The 17,248-nt window shown below is 72.7% G+C and carries 15 protein-coding genes; 4 read left to right on the top strand and 11 right to left on the bottom strand.

The genetic code is table 11. The annotated features are described in order from the left end of the window. Positions 1 to 6 precede the first annotated feature (6 nt). Complete coding sequence (locus tag HNR57_RS00945; RefSeq protein ID WP_376772129.1) at positions 7 to 528, top strand: GNAT family N-acetyltransferase; 522 nt, start codon at positions 7 to 9, stop codon at positions 526 to 528. Here HNR57_RS00945 and argB read toward each other — a convergent pair. From argB to HNR57_RS00900, 9 genes are all read right to left on the bottom strand, one after another. Continuing rightward, entirely contained in the window at positions 515 to 1,396 is an 882-nt protein-coding gene (gene argB / locus HNR57_RS00940; RefSeq protein WP_184556445.1) for an acetylglutamate kinase, read from the bottom strand. The two genes, HNR57_RS00945 and argB, sit on opposite strands and share 14 nt — an antisense overlap. A gap of 230 nt (positions 1,397 to 1,626) precedes the next feature. After that, on the bottom strand, positions 1,627 to 2,835 hold the full coding sequence (locus HNR57_RS00935; RefSeq protein ID WP_184554343.1) for a threonine aldolase family protein: 1,209 nt from the start codon (positions 2,833 to 2,835) through the stop codon (positions 1,627 to 1,629). Between the two features lie 71 nt (positions 2,836 to 2,906). After that, positions 2,907 to 4,187 carry an MFS transporter gene (locus tag HNR57_RS00930; protein WP_184554340.1) on the bottom strand — a complete coding sequence of 427 codons (1,281 nt, stop codon included), beginning with the start codon at positions 4,185 to 4,187 and terminating at the stop codon, positions 2,907 to 2,909. Next, positions 4,180 to 5,427 (bottom strand): ATP-grasp domain-containing protein, encoded by a 1,248-nt coding sequence (locus HNR57_RS00925; protein ID WP_184554337.1) that lies wholly within the window; start codon positions 5,425 to 5,427, stop codon positions 4,180 to 4,182. The genes HNR57_RS00930 and HNR57_RS00925 overlap by 8 nt, the downstream gene beginning before the upstream one ends. Continuing rightward, on the bottom strand, positions 5,424 to 7,055 hold the full coding sequence (locus HNR57_RS00920; RefSeq protein ID WP_184554334.1) for a class I tRNA ligase family protein: 1,632 nt from the start codon (positions 7,053 to 7,055) through the stop codon (positions 5,424 to 5,426). Before HNR57_RS00920 ends, HNR57_RS00925 begins: the two co-directional genes overlap by 4 nt. Positions 7,056 to 7,057: 2 nt before the next feature. Beyond that, positions 7,058 to 8,155, bottom strand: a complete 1,098-nt coding sequence (locus tag HNR57_RS00915; protein ID WP_184554331.1) for an NAD(P)/FAD-dependent oxidoreductase — start codon at positions 8,153 to 8,155, stop codon at positions 7,058 to 7,060. Then, positions 8,148 to 8,525 (bottom strand): cupin domain-containing protein, encoded by a 378-nt coding sequence (locus HNR57_RS00910; protein WP_184554328.1) that lies wholly within the window; start codon positions 8,523 to 8,525, stop codon positions 8,148 to 8,150. Before HNR57_RS00910 ends, HNR57_RS00915 begins: the two co-directional genes overlap by 8 nt. After that, entirely contained in the window at positions 8,522 to 9,754 is a 1,233-nt protein-coding gene (locus HNR57_RS00905) for a lysine N(6)-hydroxylase/L-ornithine N(5)-oxygenase family protein (RefSeq protein WP_184554325.1), read from the bottom strand. Before HNR57_RS00905 ends, HNR57_RS00910 begins: the two co-directional genes overlap by 4 nt. Before the next feature lie 16 nt (positions 9,755 to 9,770). Next, complete coding sequence (locus tag HNR57_RS00900) at positions 9,771 to 10,994, bottom strand: ATP-grasp domain-containing protein (RefSeq protein ID WP_184554320.1); 1,224 nt, start codon at positions 10,992 to 10,994, stop codon at positions 9,771 to 9,773. Between the two features lie 435 nt (positions 10,995 to 11,429). On the opposite strand from HNR57_RS00900, the gene panD reads away from it, so the two are divergent. Both panD and HNR57_RS00890 read left to right on the top strand, forming a co-directional pair. Further along, a complete protein-coding gene (panD, locus tag HNR57_RS00895) occupies positions 11,430 to 11,849 on the top strand; it encodes an aspartate 1-decarboxylase (RefSeq protein WP_184554317.1) in 420 nt (139 codons plus the stop codon). Between the two features lie 28 nt (positions 11,850 to 11,877). Continuing rightward, entirely contained in the window at positions 11,878 to 12,222 is a 345-nt protein-coding gene (locus HNR57_RS00890) for a GNAT family N-acetyltransferase (protein WP_184554314.1), read from the top strand. Between the two features lie 498 nt (positions 12,223 to 12,720). Here HNR57_RS00890 and gnd read toward each other — a convergent pair whose 3' ends face one another. Beyond that, complete coding sequence (gene gnd / locus HNR57_RS00885; protein ID WP_184554312.1) at positions 12,721 to 14,160, bottom strand: NADP-dependent phosphogluconate dehydrogenase; 1,440 nt, start codon at positions 14,158 to 14,160, stop codon at positions 12,721 to 12,723. 350 nt (positions 14,161 to 14,510) lie between these two features. Here gnd and HNR57_RS00880 point away from each other — a divergent pair, with 350 nt between their 5' ends. Beyond that, entirely contained in the window at positions 14,511 to 15,734 is a 1,224-nt protein-coding gene (locus HNR57_RS00880; RefSeq protein WP_184554310.1) for a transglycosylase family protein, read from the top strand. Here the strand turns inward: HNR57_RS00880 and HNR57_RS00875 are convergent. Beyond that, the gene (locus HNR57_RS00875) at positions 15,724 to 17,238 is read right to left on the bottom strand and encodes a DMT family transporter (protein ID WP_184554307.1); all 1,515 of its coding nucleotides are present in this window, start codon (positions 17,236 to 17,238) and stop codon (positions 15,724 to 15,726) included. The genes HNR57_RS00880 and HNR57_RS00875 overlap by 11 nt on opposite strands. Positions 17,239 to 17,248 lie beyond the last annotated feature (10 nt).

Below are 17,248 nucleotides of genomic sequence, written 5' to 3'. Positions count from 1 at the left end.
AACCCCTTGACCACGGCCACGCCGCGCCCTGCCGCGCTGCCATGCGCCCTTGACACACCGTCGTCCGCCCTGCGCACCGCCCGCCCGGACGAGGCCGCCGCCCTCTCCGCCCTGTCCCGGCCCTTCGTGCGCTCGGGCGCGCTGCGCGAGCGTCCCGTCTCCCTCTACGCCGCCCACGCGGCCGACTTTCTGATCCTGGAGGCCCCCGACGGCACACTCGACGGCTGCGTGGGCCTGCGTGCGTACCCGGCGGACGCGGGGGAGGACGGCGAACTCGCGGGCGTCGTCTACAACTTCTGCGTGGCGGCACACCGGCAGGGGAGCGGAGCGGGAGCCGGTCTGTTACGCGCGGTGCTCGTCGCGGCGCGCGCCCGGTCGCTCGGCGCCCTGTTCACGGCGACCACCGGGGGCGCCGGACTGTTCCTGCGCCACGGCTTCACACCCACGACCGCGCACCGTGCGCCGCGGACCTGGGCGGAATCCCTGGACCCGCGGCGCAACGCGCGTGTCCTGATCAGGACTTGGTGACCCCGTCGGGCACCACGGTGGTTCCCGGGCCGGTCGCGGCGAGGACACTGCGCAGCACCGCGTGCGGCACGCGTCCGTCCACCACGTGCGCCTTGCGCACACCACCGCGGACGGCTCGCAGACAGCCCTCCATCTTGGGCAGCATCCCGCTCGTCAGACCGGGCAGCAGTCCGTCCAGCGCACGTGCCGTCAGGCGCCCGATGACCTCGGTGCTGTGCGGCCAGTCCGCGTACAGCCCCTCGACGTCGGTGAGCATCACCAGCCGCTCCGCGTCGAGAGCGACGGCGAGGGCCGCCGCCGCGAGATCGGCGTTCACGTTGTAGACCTGTCCGTCCGCGCCGCGGGCCACGGGGGATACGACGGGGATGTGGTCCTGCTCCAGCAGTGCGCGCACCATGGCCGGATTGACGTCCACGACGTCCCCGACGAGACCGATGTCCACCGCCCGGCCGTCGACCCGGGCCGGGCGCCGCACGGCCGTCATCGTGTGCGCGTCCTCCCCGGTCAGACCCACCGCGAACGGGCCGTGGGCGTTGATGTGGCCGACCAGCTCCCGCTGGACGCGGCCCGTCAGCACCATGCGCACCACGTCCATGGTCTCGGGCGTGGTCACCCGCAGCCCCGCCTCGAAGCGGGTCTCCAGGCCGAGCCGGTCCAGCATCGCGCTGATCTGCGGTCCGCCGCCGTGCACGACGACCGGGCGCAGGCCCGCGTGCCAGAGCTCCACGACGTCCTGGGCGAAGGTCAGTTGCAGACGCTCGTCCACCATGGCGTTGCCGCCGAACTTCACGACGACCACGCTGCCGCGCAGTTCCTCGGGCCACGGAAGTGCCCGGACGGACGGATCCCCTGCTCGTGCGGCTGTCACGGTCACGCGGTCACTCCGTTTCGCGGCGGGGCCGGGCAGGCCCGGGCCGGGGGAGAGCTCGATTTAGATTAGCCTAACCTAATCTCGACTCCCTTGGTGATGCTCACGAACATGTCCGGAGCGCGTTGCGTACGCTCGGGGCGGCCCGCCACGTCCGGCGATGACCTCTTCGTCCTTCTCCTGCCCGGGGGTCAGGGCGCTCGCCTGACCTCCCGGGCTTCCGCCGCCTGCTACTTCGTCTTGCGGTTCGCGGAGAAGGCAGCCTTGGCAGGCTCTTGTCCCAGCGCTTCGATCATCTCTTCCATTTCGCGGACCCTACGGCGCAGTTGCACCAGTTCCTCGCGCTCGGCCACGGTCAGCGCGCCCGCCGGCCCTTGGCCTCGCTCCGCCGCCAGCTCCTCCGCGATCGCCGCCGCGAACGCGTCCACGTCGCCCTCGGTGGTGTCGAAGGAGGTCATCCAGCGGACCTCGCCGGTCTGCTCGTCCCAGGTGTAGAAGCGGAAACGCTTCTGGAGACGCTCCGTGACGGCCGGCGGCAGGACGGCGAAGATCTGGTTGGCCTGCACCGGGCGGGGGATCTCCAGGCCCGGCAGGTCGCGCACCGCCTCGTACAGCCGTTGGGTCATCGCGTTGGAGCGGGCCGCCGAGCGCAGCCAGAGGTCACCGCCGAGCAGCGCCTCGAACTGCACCGACATGAAACGCATCTTGGAGCCCAGCTGCATGCTCGTCTTGCGCAGGTGGGCCATGCCGCGCACCGCGTCCTCGTTGAGCACGATCACCGCCTCGCCGAAGAGCAGCCCGTTCTTGGTGCCGCCGAGAGAGAGGACGTCCACGCCGGCGTCGGTGGTCATCTCGCGCAGGGACACGCCGAGGGTGGCGGCGGCGTTGGCGAGCCGGGCGCCGTCCAGGTAGACGAGCATGCCGAGGCCGTGCGCGTGGTCGCAGATCGCACGGATCTCGTCCGGCGTGTAGCAGGTGCCGAGTTCGGTGGACTGGGCGATCGAGACGACCCTGGGCCGGGCCCGGTGCTCGTCCTCGAAGCCCCATGCCTGACGGTCGATCAGCTCAGGGGTGAGCTTGCCGTCCCACGCGGGCACCGTCAGGAGCTTGATCCCGGCGACCTTCTCGGGCGCCCCGCCCTCGTCGACGTTGATGTGGGCCGACTCGGCGCAGACCACGGCGTCCCAGCGGTCGAGCATGGTCTGGAGCGCGACCACGTTCGCGCCGGTGCCGTTGAAGACCGGGTACGTGTGCGCGGATTGGCCGAAGTGGCCGCGCACCACTTCCTGGAGGCGTTCGGTGTAGACGTCGGCGCCGTAGCTGACCTGATGGCCGCCGTTGGCCACGGCGATCGCCGCAAGAATCTCGGGGTGCGCACCCGCGTAGTTGTCGCTGGCGAAGCCGCGCTCGTCCGGGTCGTGTCGTCGCTGTACGGTCATGGTGCTCGCTTAACTTGTATCGGTCGGACGGGTGTGACACATGTGGTCCGGACGGACGCCGGCCGGTCCGCTCAGGCCGGCGCCGGCTCCGTCCGCGCGCGGGCCTTCTCCAGGCCGCGCACCAGCGGCGGCGCGGCGAGCCCGAGCAGGATGAAGAGCGCCGCGAGGACCAGCCAGCCGGTCGCCGCCGCACCGACGACCAGGGAGGTCATCAGCCACGGCCCGGCGAACTGCTGGAGCCCGCGCCCCAGGGAGAACACCGCCTGGTACTCCCCCTGCCGGCCCGCCGGGGCGAGCCCGAAGGACAGGCCCCAGCTCGCCGACGCCTGGTACAGCTCGCCGAGGACGAGCACCAGCGCGCCGCCCAGCAGGGCCGCACTGTCCAGGAGCGCGCCGTGCCCCCCGCTCACCGCGAAGACCAGGCAGGACGCCCCCAGCGCCCACCCCGCCCAGCGCAGCACGCGTGCCGCTCCCGCCGGGGTACGCGCGCCCCTGCTGACCGCGACCTGGAACAGCAGCACCAGGACGGTGTCCAGGATCAGCAGCCCCGACACCAGCAGCGCGGGCGCGTCGGTGCTCGTGACGATCCACAGCGGCAGACCGACCGTCAGCAGCGGGTGGTACAGCTCCAGAGCGCCACACACCAGCGCGACCGCCACATAGCGCACGTCCCGCAGCGCGGCGCTGCGCAGCACCCCGCCCGGCGCCTCGGCGGCGGTGGCCCGGGGCCCGGCGCCCGCGGGCAGCCGCATCCCGAGCAGCACGGCGACGGAGACCAACTGCAGGGCGGCGTTGGCGAGGACTGTGGCGTACAGGGCCGTCGAGGTCCCGGCCGCGATGGCGGCTCCGGCCAGCGCGGCGCCGCCGAGGAAGCCCAGGTTGAACAGGCTGCGCATCTGCGCGCTCACCCTGATCCGCTCCGCCTCGCCCACCAGTGCGTCGGTGAGCGACGCTTGGAGCGCGCCCGCCGAGGTCTCCAGGACCGCGATGGCACAGGCGACCGCGAGGAACGCGGCGAAGCCGTCCACCAGGCAGTACGCGGTGAAGCCGACGGCCGCGAGCAGGAAGTTGACGGTGAGTACCCGGCCCGCGCCGAGCCGGTCCGCGAGTCGGCCGATGGGCACGGTGCAGACCAGACCGCAGAGCCCGGCGACCGACAGGGCGAGGCCCACACGCTGGGCGGGGATGCCGATGGTCCGGGTGAAGAACACGGCGCTGGAGGTGAGGAACACCCCGAGCCCCAGGGACTGGATGAGCGTGAGGACGCCGAGTCTGCGCGCGTTACCGGCGGCCGGAAGGGTCTCCCGGAACCACGCGCGCAGCACGGCGCCGTACCGGCGTGCCTCAGCCATGCGGCTCAGCTCCCTCGGCCCGCTCGGTCCGCAGCCCGTACACCTCCATCGCGGTGTGCACGGCGGCGCGCACCCCGGCGGCGCTCCGCCCCCGGAACCGGAAGATCCCGCAGCCCTCGTCATAACTGCCGGGCCCCGTCATGATCTGGCCGATCGCGGGCAGTTCCTCGTGGTAGACCTCGGGGACGGCCGACCCGGGCGAGGTGCGCGCGACGACACGTCCGGGCAGCTCGCGCGGAGCGGGGTAGATGAGCCAGCCGCCGGCCCGGTGCCCGACCGGTTCGGACGGCTGCCACAGCGGGGGCAGGCCCAAGGCCGCCCGGAACGCCTCGGCGAACAGGTCGATGCCGTAGAGGTCGACGTGCAGGAACGGCACCTGCGCGCCGCCCGGCCGCAGCCCGACCTCCAGGAACACCAGCTCGCCCCCCGGACGCCGGATCGCCTCCAGGTGGAACGCGCCGTCGCGCAGCCCGAGCGCCCCCAGACAGCGGTCGGCGAACGCGGTGAGCTGGTCGCGCTCGGGGCCCGGGTCGAGCAGGACCGAGCCGAGCGGGCGGCCGTGTGCGTAGTCCAGGCAGGTGTGGACGTACTGGGAAGCGGTGACGAAGTGGAGGCGGCCGGAGCGGCGGACGCCGTCGACGTGGAAGATGTCCCCCTCGACGTACTCCTCGCACTCGTATCCCTCGGGGTCGACGCCCCCCAGCGCCTCGCGCAGTTCGTCGGCGCTGTGAACGACCCTGACTCCCTGGGAGCCCGCCGCGGCGCGCGGCTTGAGGACCAGGGGCAGACCGCCGAGGGCGTCGACGACCGCCTCCGCCGAGGGTGCGTCGTCGAGGCGCAGGAACCGGGGAACCCGCAGTCCGGCCGCGCCCACCGCGCTCTTCATGGCGGGCTTGTCCTTGAACCGCTCGACGAGGTCGAGACCGTAGCCGCCGGGGACGCCGAGTGCGGCCGAGAGCCGGGCGGCCGTCAGGATGTCGTACTCGGACTGGCCGAAGACGGCCTCGGGCGTGCCGTGCCGGTCCGCGATCTCCCGCAGGAGGGGCAGCAGGTCGTCGTGGGCGAGGCTGTCGCGCACATGGACCTCGGTCGCCCCGTCCTGGTCGAGCGCGGGCAGCCCGCCGGGCGTGGTGAGGTACACCGTCCGGCAGGGGTGGCCGTCGAGGAAACGGTGGTATTCGCCGAACTCGTCGCCGGAGCGGTTGAGGACGACGTACAGAGGGGTGGTCCGGTCGGTCACGCGTCCGCTCCCGGTCGCAGGGTGTCGGGCAGGCAGGCGTCCAGATCGGCGGCGCTCACCCGGCCGAAGCCGGGCGCGGGCCGGTCCCGGTGGGCCTGGGTCCTGGCGAGGAAGGCCGCCGCGCGAGGCTCTCCTGTGCCGCCGAGGCGCTGCCAGACGAGCTCGGCGAGGTCCGGCATCACCGGGAACGCCAGCAGGGACAGGCCCTTGAGCCACCAGTAGGCGCCGTCCTCGGCCGCGTGGGCGACCGCGTCGTCGGCGCACCAGCGGTCGAGCGCCGCGACCGCCCGCCGGGTCGAGACACGGGCGGCGTCGAGCGCCGCGGACTGCTCGGCGAGCAGGGATTCCAGGAGGTCGGCGACAGCCGGGACGGGCGCCTGCGGCGGCCCCTCGGGCAGCCGGCTCCACGCCGCGTCGATCCGCTTGCCGAGGCCGTCGGCGAGCGTGGCGTTCGCGGTCCGAAGGAAGTCCGCCGTCTCGAAGCTCGCCGCCCCGGACTCCAGATCGGCCCCGGCGAGGTGGTACCGGACGGTGTCCACGCCGATGGCGGGCGACGCGGCGACGTCCGCCGCCCAGATGGCGTGCCGGGCGCTGGTGGAGAACTTCCGCCCGGCCAGCCGGTAGAAGTTGTTGATCAGGCACCGGTCGTACGGCTTCATGTCGCCGTGCAGCAAGCTGGTGCCGACGATCGAGACCAGGGTGGGGATCACGTTGTCGACCCCCAGGGTGGTGATGGTGGTGACCCCGGAGTCCGGATCGAAGGCGTTCACGCCGGTGCCGGAGAGCCGGCCGTGGACGGCGCCGGCGAGGCGGGCGAACATGAAGATCCCGGCGTACGGGAAGAGGGCGCGCGGCACGTCCGGCTCGGGTCCGGGCAGCGGAAGTCCCCACGTCTGCGGGGCGCTCAGCCGTACGGTCTGTCCGTCGCGCTCCAGGAAGCGCGCCACGGTCGCCCGGTAGCGGTCGGCGACGCCCAGGTCCACGAGCGTGGCGTCCAGGAGGTCGCGGTCCGGCAGCCGCAGGAAGAGGCTGGAGATCTCACGCCAGGTCAGCGGCCCCTCGTCGAGCAGGGGGCGCGGCTCGACGACCGACTCGGGCAGGAAGTGCGCACTGCACTCCTCGCAGAAGTAACTGGCGATGCCCGCACCGCACTCGGGGCAGCGGCCCCGGAGCCAGCCGCCCACCACCCAGCGGTCCGACGCCGGGCAGTGGGGCACGCGCTCGGAGCGCGTCAGCACCGCGCCCCGGGCCGTCAGCCGCTCGATCGAGGCGGCGACCTCCTGCTCGAACTGCTCTCGCCAGGGCTGCTGATCGGGGACGATGAACGCGTCGACGCCGATGCGCAGGGCCGCCAAGTCGTCCTGGATGCGCTGTCCGTAGCTGGCGGCGACCTCGCCGGGCGTGGAGTCCTCGGCGTGCGCCTTGAGCGCCACGTACGACTCGTACACATCGCTGCCGGTGATCACCAACGGCAGGTCGCCCCGGACCCGCAGATGCCGCGCGATCATGTCCGACCACAGGAAGGGGCCGCCGATGTGGCCGAGGTGCAGGGGGCCGTTGGGAGTGGCCTCGGGCGGCACCAGGAGGTAGTGCCGGGGGGTGTGCGTGTCCCCGGTCAGCAGGCTCATGTTCACGGTCTCCCGTCGAGCAGGTTCAGTGCGTCCTCGGCCATGGCCGGGGCGAGTCGATAACCGGAGCCGGATCCGCCGATGGCCATGACCACGCCGTCGCCGCCGACCGTGTCCACGACCGGCAGATGGCCGGGGGTGAAGCAGTCGCTGAAGACCCGGCCGCCGAGCAGGTGCGGCAAGAATCCCGGTACGTGCCGGGCGAGCAGGGCCCGGGCGAGTTCCCGGTCGCGGGCGTCGATGGCGAGCGGCTCGTCGGGGCCGCGGTCCCAGTCGGGCGAGGTGATGCTGAAGATCCAGTGGCCGCCGGGGTGGTGGGGCAGCAGGAAGGCGTCGGCGTCCTCCAGGACGAGTGCCGGGGCGCCCGGCGGGGGCGGCGTCATGATGTGGAAAGCCACCACCTTCTTGACCCGGGCCCCGCGCTCGCGGGCCGCCGCCGCCACCGGGCCGTCGAGGACCCAGGGGCCCGGCGCGAGGATTGCCTTGGCGGCGGTGATCCGGGTGCCGTCGGCGGCGACCAGTTCGACGCGCCCGCCCGTACGGCGTACTTCGGTGACCCGGAAGCCCTCGAGGAGGGTGTTGTCCGGGTGGCCGAGGACCTCGTCGAGGAGCCGGTCGGCAAGCCATTGAGGTTGACCGACCGTCATGGGAGCAGTGGACAACAGGACTTGGTCGTCGTCGTGGGCGAGCCCGGGGAACGTCCGGTCGAGCAGGGCCCGCTGCTCCCCGGTGACCGGGCGGGTGCGGTCGCCGTCGGCCATGGTCGCGTCGAGGGCGGCCGCGTTCTCGCGCGTCACCAGCCAGCGGACGTCGACCGGCGCGCGTCCGGCGTCGCCGAGTCCGGCGGCGAGCTCGCCGAAGAGCGCGGTGCTGCGGGCGGCCAGGGCGCGCTGGGCCGGGTTGTGCCCCGTGGGCGTGTCGAACCCGGCCGAGAGGCGGGTCGCGCCCGTCCCCCGTCCGGCGTGCGTGATCACGGCGACGCGGCGGCCCGGGTCCCGGCGCACGGCGTAGTACGCGGCGAGGGCGCCGACCGCGCCGGCGCCGACGACGGCGAGGTCGTAGTGGGGCGCCTCACCGGTCCCGGTGGTGCGTTCACTCATCGGTCGCCGACCACCAGAAGGAGTAGATGACCAGTTCCTCGCCCTGGTCGGCGAAGATCTCGTGGACGGCCTGCGAGGCGAAGCCCACCAGGGAACCGGGCCCGACGAGCGACCGTTCTCCGTCCACCTCCAGGGTGCCGGATCCGGCGTGGACCACCCAGATCTCCTGGACCGCGTGCTGGTCGGGCGAGCTGGTCCCGCCCGGCGGCACGGTGAAGCGAGCCGCCTTGAACGGCACGCGGGGGAAGACCGAACGGGCGAAGTCCGCCTCGGCGACGGTCACTCCGTCCGGTTCCACCTCGGTCGGACCGAAGGGGACCAGGACGCCGACCGCCTCGGCCTGGAACTGCGGGACCTGACGAGCGGTCATACCGAATACCTCGTTTCACCCAGCATGCTGTTGAGGATGACCGCGCTGCGCCAGGCGAGCAGGCTGAGATTGGGATCGGCGACGCCCCAGGAGTGCCGGGCACCGTTCTGGAGGTAGATCCGGTTCTCCGCAGGCCCGTCCCATGCGACCGAGAAGTCGTCGCCGACGACGAGCATCCCGCTGTCCCGCCGCAGCCGCGCGTCCAGCGGAGCCATGAAGTCCGGCAGTGCGTAGGCGTATCCGGTGCTCAGGATCACGATGTCGGCCGCGAGCACAGCGGGTGCGGGGCCCGGGCCCGAGGACTCGACGACGAGCTTCCATTCGTCTGGGTCACCCTCGATCGCGGTGACCGCGCAGTCCGCCAGGAAGCGCAGCCTGCCCGGGTTGTTCCCGATGAACTCGTCGCGGTAGCTCAACCGGTAGATGTCCTGGAGGACTTGGAGGTCGATGCCGTCGCTGGTGTACTTCTGCCGCTCCAGGAGCCGGGCCTTGTGGTCGGAGGGCAGCGCATGGAAGCGGCGTACGTAGTCGGGTGTGTAGAGGTCGTTGGCGAACGGCGAGTCGTCCATCGGCAGGAACGACGAGCGCCGGCTGACCCAGGTGATGCTCTCGGGGGCCGCGCCGGCCGCCAGATGGCGCACGATCTCCGCGCCGCTCTGGCCGCCGCCCACCACGACGATCCGCCGTCCGGTCACCTCAGGGGCCCGCAGCAGGAACTCCCCGGAGTGGAAGACGGTGGGGCCGAGTAAGGGACGGAACGGCTCGGGGACGGACGGGGTGAGCCCGGTGCCGAGCACGAGATGACGTGCCGTCACTTCGCGTTCGCCGGTGCGGAGGTGGAAGGCCCCGTCGTGGAAGTCCACGCTGTGTACGTCCGCCCCGAACGTCAGGCTCGGCAGACGCCCGGCGACCCACTGGAGGTACTGGTTGAACTCGGCGCGCAGGACGGCCGGGAAGTCCGCGGCCAGGAACCGGTAGAGCCGGCCCTCACTCGCCAGGAACGACAGGAACGAGAAGGGACTGGTCGGATCGACCAGCGTCACCAGGTCCTTGAGCAGTGAGACCTGGAGGGTGGCCTCGGGCAGCAACAGTCCGGGGTGCCAGGAGAAACTCTCACGGCGTTCCAGGTGGGCGCCGCGCAGCCCTTCGACGGGATGCGCGAGCGCGGCGAGGCTCATGTTCGCGGGGCCGATGCCGACGGCCGCGTAGTCGAGTATGTGTGCGTTCATGGTGGGAACCGCCGGGTCAGGCCGGGACGACGAGGTCGCCGAGCGCCTGCCAGCGGTCCAGGGCGCCCTGCGGCGAGTCGGCGGTGAACAGGGCGTGGCCGAGGCGCGAGCGGCAGTCCTCGACACCCGGGATGGTCTCGCCCGGCGCGAAGTACACGGCGGTCTCGGTGACTTCCGGCAGTGCCTGAAGCTCCGGCCACCCGGTGAGCTCCCGGTACGAGGAGCGGCCCGCGGCGGAGAAGAAGCGGATGCCGGCGCTCTCGGCCTGCGGCCGCGTGAAGACGCCGGCCGCCTCCAGGCCGACGCCGAGCGCGGTGGCGACGGCCACCCTGGGCAGGCTGACGCCGGTCACGAGCCGCAGCAGCTCCACGATCCGGTCGCCCGGAAGCCGGGCGCCGATCTCGATGAGCACCGGACCGTCGGCGCTCAGGCGCAGTTCGCAGTGGAAGGGGCCGCTGGTGATTTCGACGGCGCGGACGACGTCGCCGACGTAGGCCTCGACGTTCTTCAGGGTGGCGTCGTCGACGAGCGCCGGGGTGAGGTGGCCCAGCTCCACGAAGTCGGGCTCGGGGCCGAGCAGCGTGCGGCTGAGGGCGACGACGGTGACCTCGCCGCTCTCCAGGACATAGCCGTCGGCGCTGAACTCGGGTCCCTGGACGTACTCTTCGACGAGCACCCGGTGCTCGTGCAGCTTGCCCATGTCGGGCTCCGGGTCGGTCACGAGCCGCTGGAACGCGGCGGTGAGCTGGTCGAGGTCGTCGGCGCGGCTGACGTGGATGCTGCCGGAGCAGGCGACCGGCTTCAGCACGCAGGGGAAGCCGACCCGTTCGGCCGCGGCGCGCAGTTCGGCGTCGGTGGTCGCCTGGGCGAAGCGCGGGGTGCGCAGCCCGGCCTCCGCCACGGCGGCTCGCATGACGCTCTTGTCCCGGACCCGGTCGACGGTCGCCACGGGCAGGCCGGGCAGGTCCAGTGCCGCGGCGACGCGCGCGGTCGCCGTCACATAGATGTCGGAGCCCGGCAGCACCGCCTCGAACGGCTCGGCCCGGTGCAGTTCGAGCACGGCCTCTTCGAGGGCGGCCTGGTCGTTGGTCTCGACCGTCAGCACCGAGTCGGCCGCCGCGCGCACAGCGTCGGAGAGCCGGCGGTCACCGGAGTCGGCGGTGGCGACGACGACCCGCAGTCCCATCTCGGCCGCGACGCCGATCAGGGTGGCGCCTCCGGAGGAGGCGGGTTCGACCACGAGGACGCGGGCAGGACGAAGTGCATCTGTGTGCGGCAAAGCGAAATCCCCCGGGCTGAGCTGTAAGGACCGGACTCACGATCGCGATCCTGGTCGTGATCTTTCTATCCGGGCGCCTTGGCCCCGGTCAATGGATGACCGCAAGATTGTCTGCGAGGGCGGTCCTGAGCCGCATATTTTCCTGAACGAGAGCTCCATCGGCGCATGCTCGGCCCTCGGGAGCGACCGCACGCCTTCGTGAAGGTTCTCAGCGGCGAGACGTCCCCCTCGGCCGCCAGTCCGCCTGATGACGCGTCACAGAAGTCAGCAACGGGTCGGTGTGAGTCCTGAGACACCCGGGGACAGCTGACCGGAGATGTGAATCGTTGTACTCTCCGAAGACCGCCCTTGACCTGCACAAAGCAGGCAGGGAGCAGACAATTCGGGAGCCATTCCATGTTCCGTACCATGTTCAAGTCCAAGATCCACCGAGCCACCGTCACCCAGGCCGACCTGCACTACGTGGGATCCGTGACCATCGACGCCGACCTGCTCGACGCCGCCGATCTGCTGCCCGGCGAGCTCGTGCACATCGTGGACATCACCAACGGGGCCCGGCTGGAGACGTACGTCATCGAGGGTGACCGCGGATCCGGTGTGATCGGGATCAACGGGGCCGCCGCCCATCTCGTCCACCCCGGCGACCTCGTGATCATCATCAGCTACGCCCAGGTGACGGACGCCGAGGCGCGGGCACTCACCCCCCGGGTCGTGCACGTGGACCACGACAACCGGATCGTGGGCCTCGGCGCCGACCCGTCCGAGCCGGTGCCCGGCTCGGACCAGCAGCGCAGCCCGCAGGCCGTTCGGGCCTGACCGACGCAGGGGGGACAGGAGCGTGTCCATGAGCGACCCGGAGATCCGCGACGACCGGGCGGCGGGCCGGCTGGAGGCCGTGTCCGGCGGTGACGTCGTCGGCCGCATCGAGTACTTCGTGCTCGACAGCCCCGAGCGCGCCCTGGTGCCCGTCCACACGATCGTGGAGCCGGCCCACGAGGGCAAAGGCATCGCCGGTTCGCTCGCGCGCGAGCTCTACGCCCTCGCCGGCCGCGAGCACAGCGCGGTGGCCTCGCTCTGCCCGTACGTCACCAAGTGGGCCGAACGCCACCCGGACGACGCCTCGCCGGCCGGCCAGGATCTGCTGGCGGCGGCCAAGGACTGGCTGAGGGCCCACCCCGGGCGTTTCTGAGGGCCGTTTCCGTCACACCCGCCTCCGCTACCCCCACCTGGTCCCGTCGCGTCCCGCTGGGTCCGCTACCCCCAGCTGGTCCCGTCGCGTCCCGCTGGGGAGTGACTGCGGAGGCGGGTGCCGGGTAGGCGGGGGTAGTCCAGAGCCGGAGCCGTCCTACTGGCTGGAGGACCTGATGACGAACCCGATTCCCGACCCCGTGCCGCCGGCGCCGACACCGGGCCCGGATCCCCAGCGCCCGGAGCCGCACCCCGACCCGGTGCCGAACCCCCAGCCCCCGCCGGGCCCGGAGCCGACCCCGCCTCCGCCGGCGCCCACCCCGCCCCCGGGCCCCGCCCCCGTGCCGGGCCCCGACCCGTCCCCGATTCCCCCGGGGCCGGAACCCGTGCCGAACCCCGAGCCCGGACCTCCACTGTCCTGACCCCGGCACACGAACGGGGCGGTGGACGGCACATCCTGCCAGTCCACCGCCCCGTACACGTCCGTCAGCGGCAGCGCCTACGCGGAGGTCTCCGACCGGTCCCCGCCCCACAGCGTGTGGAACGAGCCGTCACGGTCCACCCTGCGGTAGGTGTGCGCACCGAAGTAGTCGCGCTGCCCCTGCGTCAGCGCCGCCGGCAGCCGCTCCGCGCGCAGCGCGTCGTAGTAGGCGAGGGCCGCCGCGAAACCGGGCGTCGGCACACCCTGACGGGTGGCCGCGACCAGCACCTCACGCCAGTCGTCCTGGGCGTCCGCGATCTCCTGCGCGAACGTCGTGTCCGACAGCAGGCTCGGCAGGTCCGGCCGGGCATCGTACGCGGCGCGGATCCGGTCCAGGAACGCCGCGCGGATGATGCAGCCGCCCCGCCACAGCGCGGACACCGCACCGAGGTCGATGTCCCAGCCGTACTCACCACGGGCCGCGTCGATCTCGTGGAAGCCCTGCGTGTACGACACGATCTTCGACGCGTACAGCGCCTGCTCCACCCGGTCCGCGAACGCCCGCGCCTCCGCCTCGCTCAGCGGCTTCGCCTTCGGGCCGGCCAGCCCGCGCGAGGCCTCCCGCAGGGCCGCGTGGCCCGACAGCGACCGCGCGAACACCGCCTCGGCGATACCGGACACCGGCACGCCCAGGTCCAGCGCGATCTGCACGGTCCAGCGGCCGGTGCCCTTCTGCTCGGCCTGGTCCACCACCACGTCCACGAACGGCTTGCCCGTCTCCGCGTCCACGTGCGACAGCACCTCGGCCGTGATCTCGATCAGGTACGAGTCGAGACGGCCCTGGTTCCAGGTCCGGAAGATCTCCGCGATCTCGGCGGGGGAGTAGCCGGCCACGTCCCGCAGCAGTTGGTACGCCTCGCCGATGAGCTGCATGTCCGCGTACTCGATGCCGTTGTGCACCATCTTCACGAAGTGCCCGGCGCCGTCCGGACCGACGTGGGAGACGCACGGCGAGCCGTCCGCCGCCTTCGCCGAGATCTTCTCCAGCATCGGGCCCAGCGAGTCGTAGGACTCCTTCGGGCCGCCCGGCATGATGCTCGGGCCGTTCAGCGCGCCCTCCTCACCGCCGGAGACGCCCATGCCGACGAAGTGGATGCCCTGCTCGCGCAGGTCCCGCTCACGGCGCCGGGTGTCGGCGAAGTGCGCGTTGCCGCCGTCGATGATCATGTCGCCGGGCTCCAGCAGCGGCGCGAACTCCTGGATCACGGCGTCCGTCGGCTCACCGGCCTTCACCATCACGACCAGACGCCGCGGCCGCTCCAGCGCCGCCACGAAGTCCTTGGCGCTCTCGCACGCGACGAACTCCCCCTCGCCGCCGAACTCCTCCACCAGGGCGTGCATGCGCGCGGGCGTCCGGTTGTGCACCGCGACCGTGTAGCCGTTGCGGGCGAAGTTGCGGGCGAGGTTGCGGCCCATGACCGCGAGACCCGTGACGCCGATCTGCGCTGTACTGCTCATTCGGTTCGCTCCTAAAGACCTCGGTATCGGTGCTGCCGGTGGGAGGTGCCCGCGGGCATCCCCCGTCGACCATCCTGACGTGCCGCTACTTCGTCCGCACGCCCGGGTCGCACGGCGTCGCGCAGGCTGATACGGACGAGAGCCCCGTCGCACTCAGCCGACGTGTGCGCCCCGCGCGCGTCGCACCGGCGCACGGTGTGCCGTACACGGTGCACCACCGTGGCGTGCGTCGCGCAACAGGGGCCTCATACCGGCCATTTGGACTCCCGGGCGGCCGATAGCCGTCTTGTTCTGGCCGGTTCGCAGCGCTTACTTTTGCCCCTCCTGACGCATGTCTAGGGGGGCTTTCGATGGCCGTACGCGGCCGGCACCGCCGGTATCAGCCGAACAGGATCAACCGCGCCTCGCTCACCGTCACGGCGGGCGGCGCGGGCATGGCACTGCCGTTCATGGGCACCGGCGCCGCCCAGGCGGCGGACGTGGACACCTGGAACAAGGTCGCCGCCTGCGAGTCCACCAGCAACTGGAGCATCAACACCGGCAACGGCTTCTACGGCGGGCTGCAGTTCACCCAGTCGACCTGGGAGGCCTACGGCGGCCGGGCCTACGCGGCCCGCGCGGACCTGGCGAGCAAGGACCAGCAGATCGCCGTCGCGGAGAAGGTCCTCGACGGGCAGGGGCCGGGCGCCTGGCCGGTCTGCTCCAAGCGGGCCGGACTGACCCGGGGCGGTGGCGAGCCCGACATCCGGCCGGCCACCGAGCGCACGAAGCAGAAGGACACGAAGAAGAAGACCTCCATCGAGGACGTACGGCCGCAGTCCACGCCGCAGTCCCGGGCGGGCAAGGCCGAGATGTACACCGTCGTCCGCGGTGACACCCTCTCCCGCATCGCGGACGACCAGGACGTCCGGGGCGGCTGGCGGGGCCTGTACGCCGCCAACCGAGCGGCCATAGGGTCCGACCCCGATCTGATCGTGCCCGGCCAGCGCCTCGCGCTGCGCGGCGAGGGCGCGACGAAGACGCGGCCCGAGCACAGGCCGGCACCGTCGGCCAGGCCCTCGACGAAGAAGCCGGCCCAGGACCGCGCCAAGGAACGGCCGAAGGCGCAGCCCAAGGAGCGGTCCAAGGACGAGAGCAGGGAGCGCGCGGACCGGTCGACGGCCACCCGGCAGGGCTTCGTCGCCCCCGTCAACGCCTCCCTCGGGACGCCCTACCGCAAGGCGGGTTCCTCCTGGTCGAAGGGCTACCACACCGGCATCGACTTCCCCGTGCCCACCGGCACGACGGTCAAGTCGGTCGCGTCGGGCAGCGTCGTCAGCGCGGGATGGGGCGGATCGTACGGCTACCAGGTCGTGGTCCGGCACGCAGACGGCCGCTACAGCCAGTACGCCCATCTGTCCGCGATCTCCGTGCGGGACGGGCAGTCGGTCAGCGCCGGCCAGCGCATCGGCCGCTCCGGCTCCACCGGCAACAGCTCGGGCCCGCATCTGCACTTCGAGGTGCGGACGGGGCCCGGGTTCGGCTCGGACGTCGACCCGGTGGCGTACCTCCGGGCCGGCGGCGTCAGGATCTGACACGCATGCGGTGCCGGTCGATCACGGGCAACGGGACGTACGGGATGCCGTAGAAGGGCACGTAGGAGAGCGGGCGATCGTCGTCGGAGGCCGCCGCCACCGACGGCTCCCCGCCCTCGTACGAGGCATCCGCCCCGCCGGTCGCCGCTGCTCCGGGCCCCGGCACGAGCACGGCGGCCGTTGTGTCCGGTACGGCTGTTGCCACCGGCTCCGACGCGAGCACATCCACCGCTGCCTCCGGCCTTGGCGCGAGCACGGCGGCCGGTGTGTCCGGCACGGAGACCGTGGCTGTCGCCTGCGGCCTCGGCACGATCACCGCGGCCGGTGCGTCCGCTCCGGACACGGGCGCCGCCGCCACCGGCTCCGGCACACGCACGCCCGCCGTTTCGTCCGGCCTCGGCACGATCACCGCGGTCGGAGCGCCCGTCCCCGGCACGAGCACCGCCGTCGTCACAGGCTTCCGCACGAGGACGTCCTCCACGCGTAGCCCGGCCTGCGCCCCGGCAGGGACCTGCCCGGGGACGTCGCGTGTGCTCTCCGGGCCGCCCACCGGCTCGGAGAGGCCGACCCGGCCCGCCCGCTCCGGCACCCGGCGCGGGCCTTCGGCCGGCAGGGACCGCGCACCCGCTCCGCCCGGCGCCTCCGCAGGCCTGGCGGGAACCGCGTCCGGCTGCTCGTGCGTGAGCCGCTCCGTCGTCAGGAGGATCAGGCCGCCCGCCGCCACCACGCCACAGCCCAGCGCGAGCACCGTGCCCGCCGTGCCGTAGCGGAAGGTTTCTCCGAACATCGTGATGCCGACCGCGGCCGCCACCACCGGGTTCACGACCGTCAGCGTGGCCAGCGGCGCCGCGAGGCCGGCGCCCCGGTAGGCGGCCTGCGACAGCAGCATGCCGGCCGTGGCCAGGACGCCGATCACGGCGAGGGACGGCACGTCCGCCGCCGACACACCGCCGGTCCAGTCGACCGCGACGGTCTTGGTGAACACCGAGGACATGCCGAACGCGATGCCGGAGGCGGTCGCCAGCAGCATGCTGCGCACCGCCGGGTGCCGGTGCGCGGCCCGGGCGGCGACCATCAGCGCCACGACCACACCCGCGGTGACGACGGCGACGGCCACCCGCTGTGCCGTGTCCAGCGACCGCGCGTCGGACGCGGCGACCAGGGAGAGCAGACCGGCGAGCCCCACCGTCGCCATGATCGCGCCCCGCCAGGCCGTGGCACCGGCCTTGCGGCCGACGAACAGCGCCGCCATCGGCAGGGCCACCACGATGGTCAGCGCGCCGAGCGGCTGGACCAGGCTCAGCGGCCCGTAGGCCAGCGCCACCACGTGCAGCACGCCGCCGAGGCCGTTCAGCCCGACCGCCGCCCACCAGCCCGGCCGCCGCAGCGGCGCGTACTGCTCGCCCGGCGACGACTCCGCCACCCGCTCCTGCACGATCGCCCCGCCCGCGTAGGCGAACGCGGAGACGAGGGACAGCAGGACGGACAACGCGAGGGCGCTCATCGGCTGCTCC

It is taken from the genome of Streptomyces paradoxus (genome assembly GCF_014202475.1).
Taxonomy (GTDB): Bacteria; Actinomycetota; Actinomycetes; order Streptomycetales; family Streptomycetaceae; genus Streptomyces; species Streptomyces paradoxus.
The sequence above is the reverse complement of the archived record's forward strand: the minus strand, read 5'-3'. Positions and strand labels throughout refer to the sequence as shown.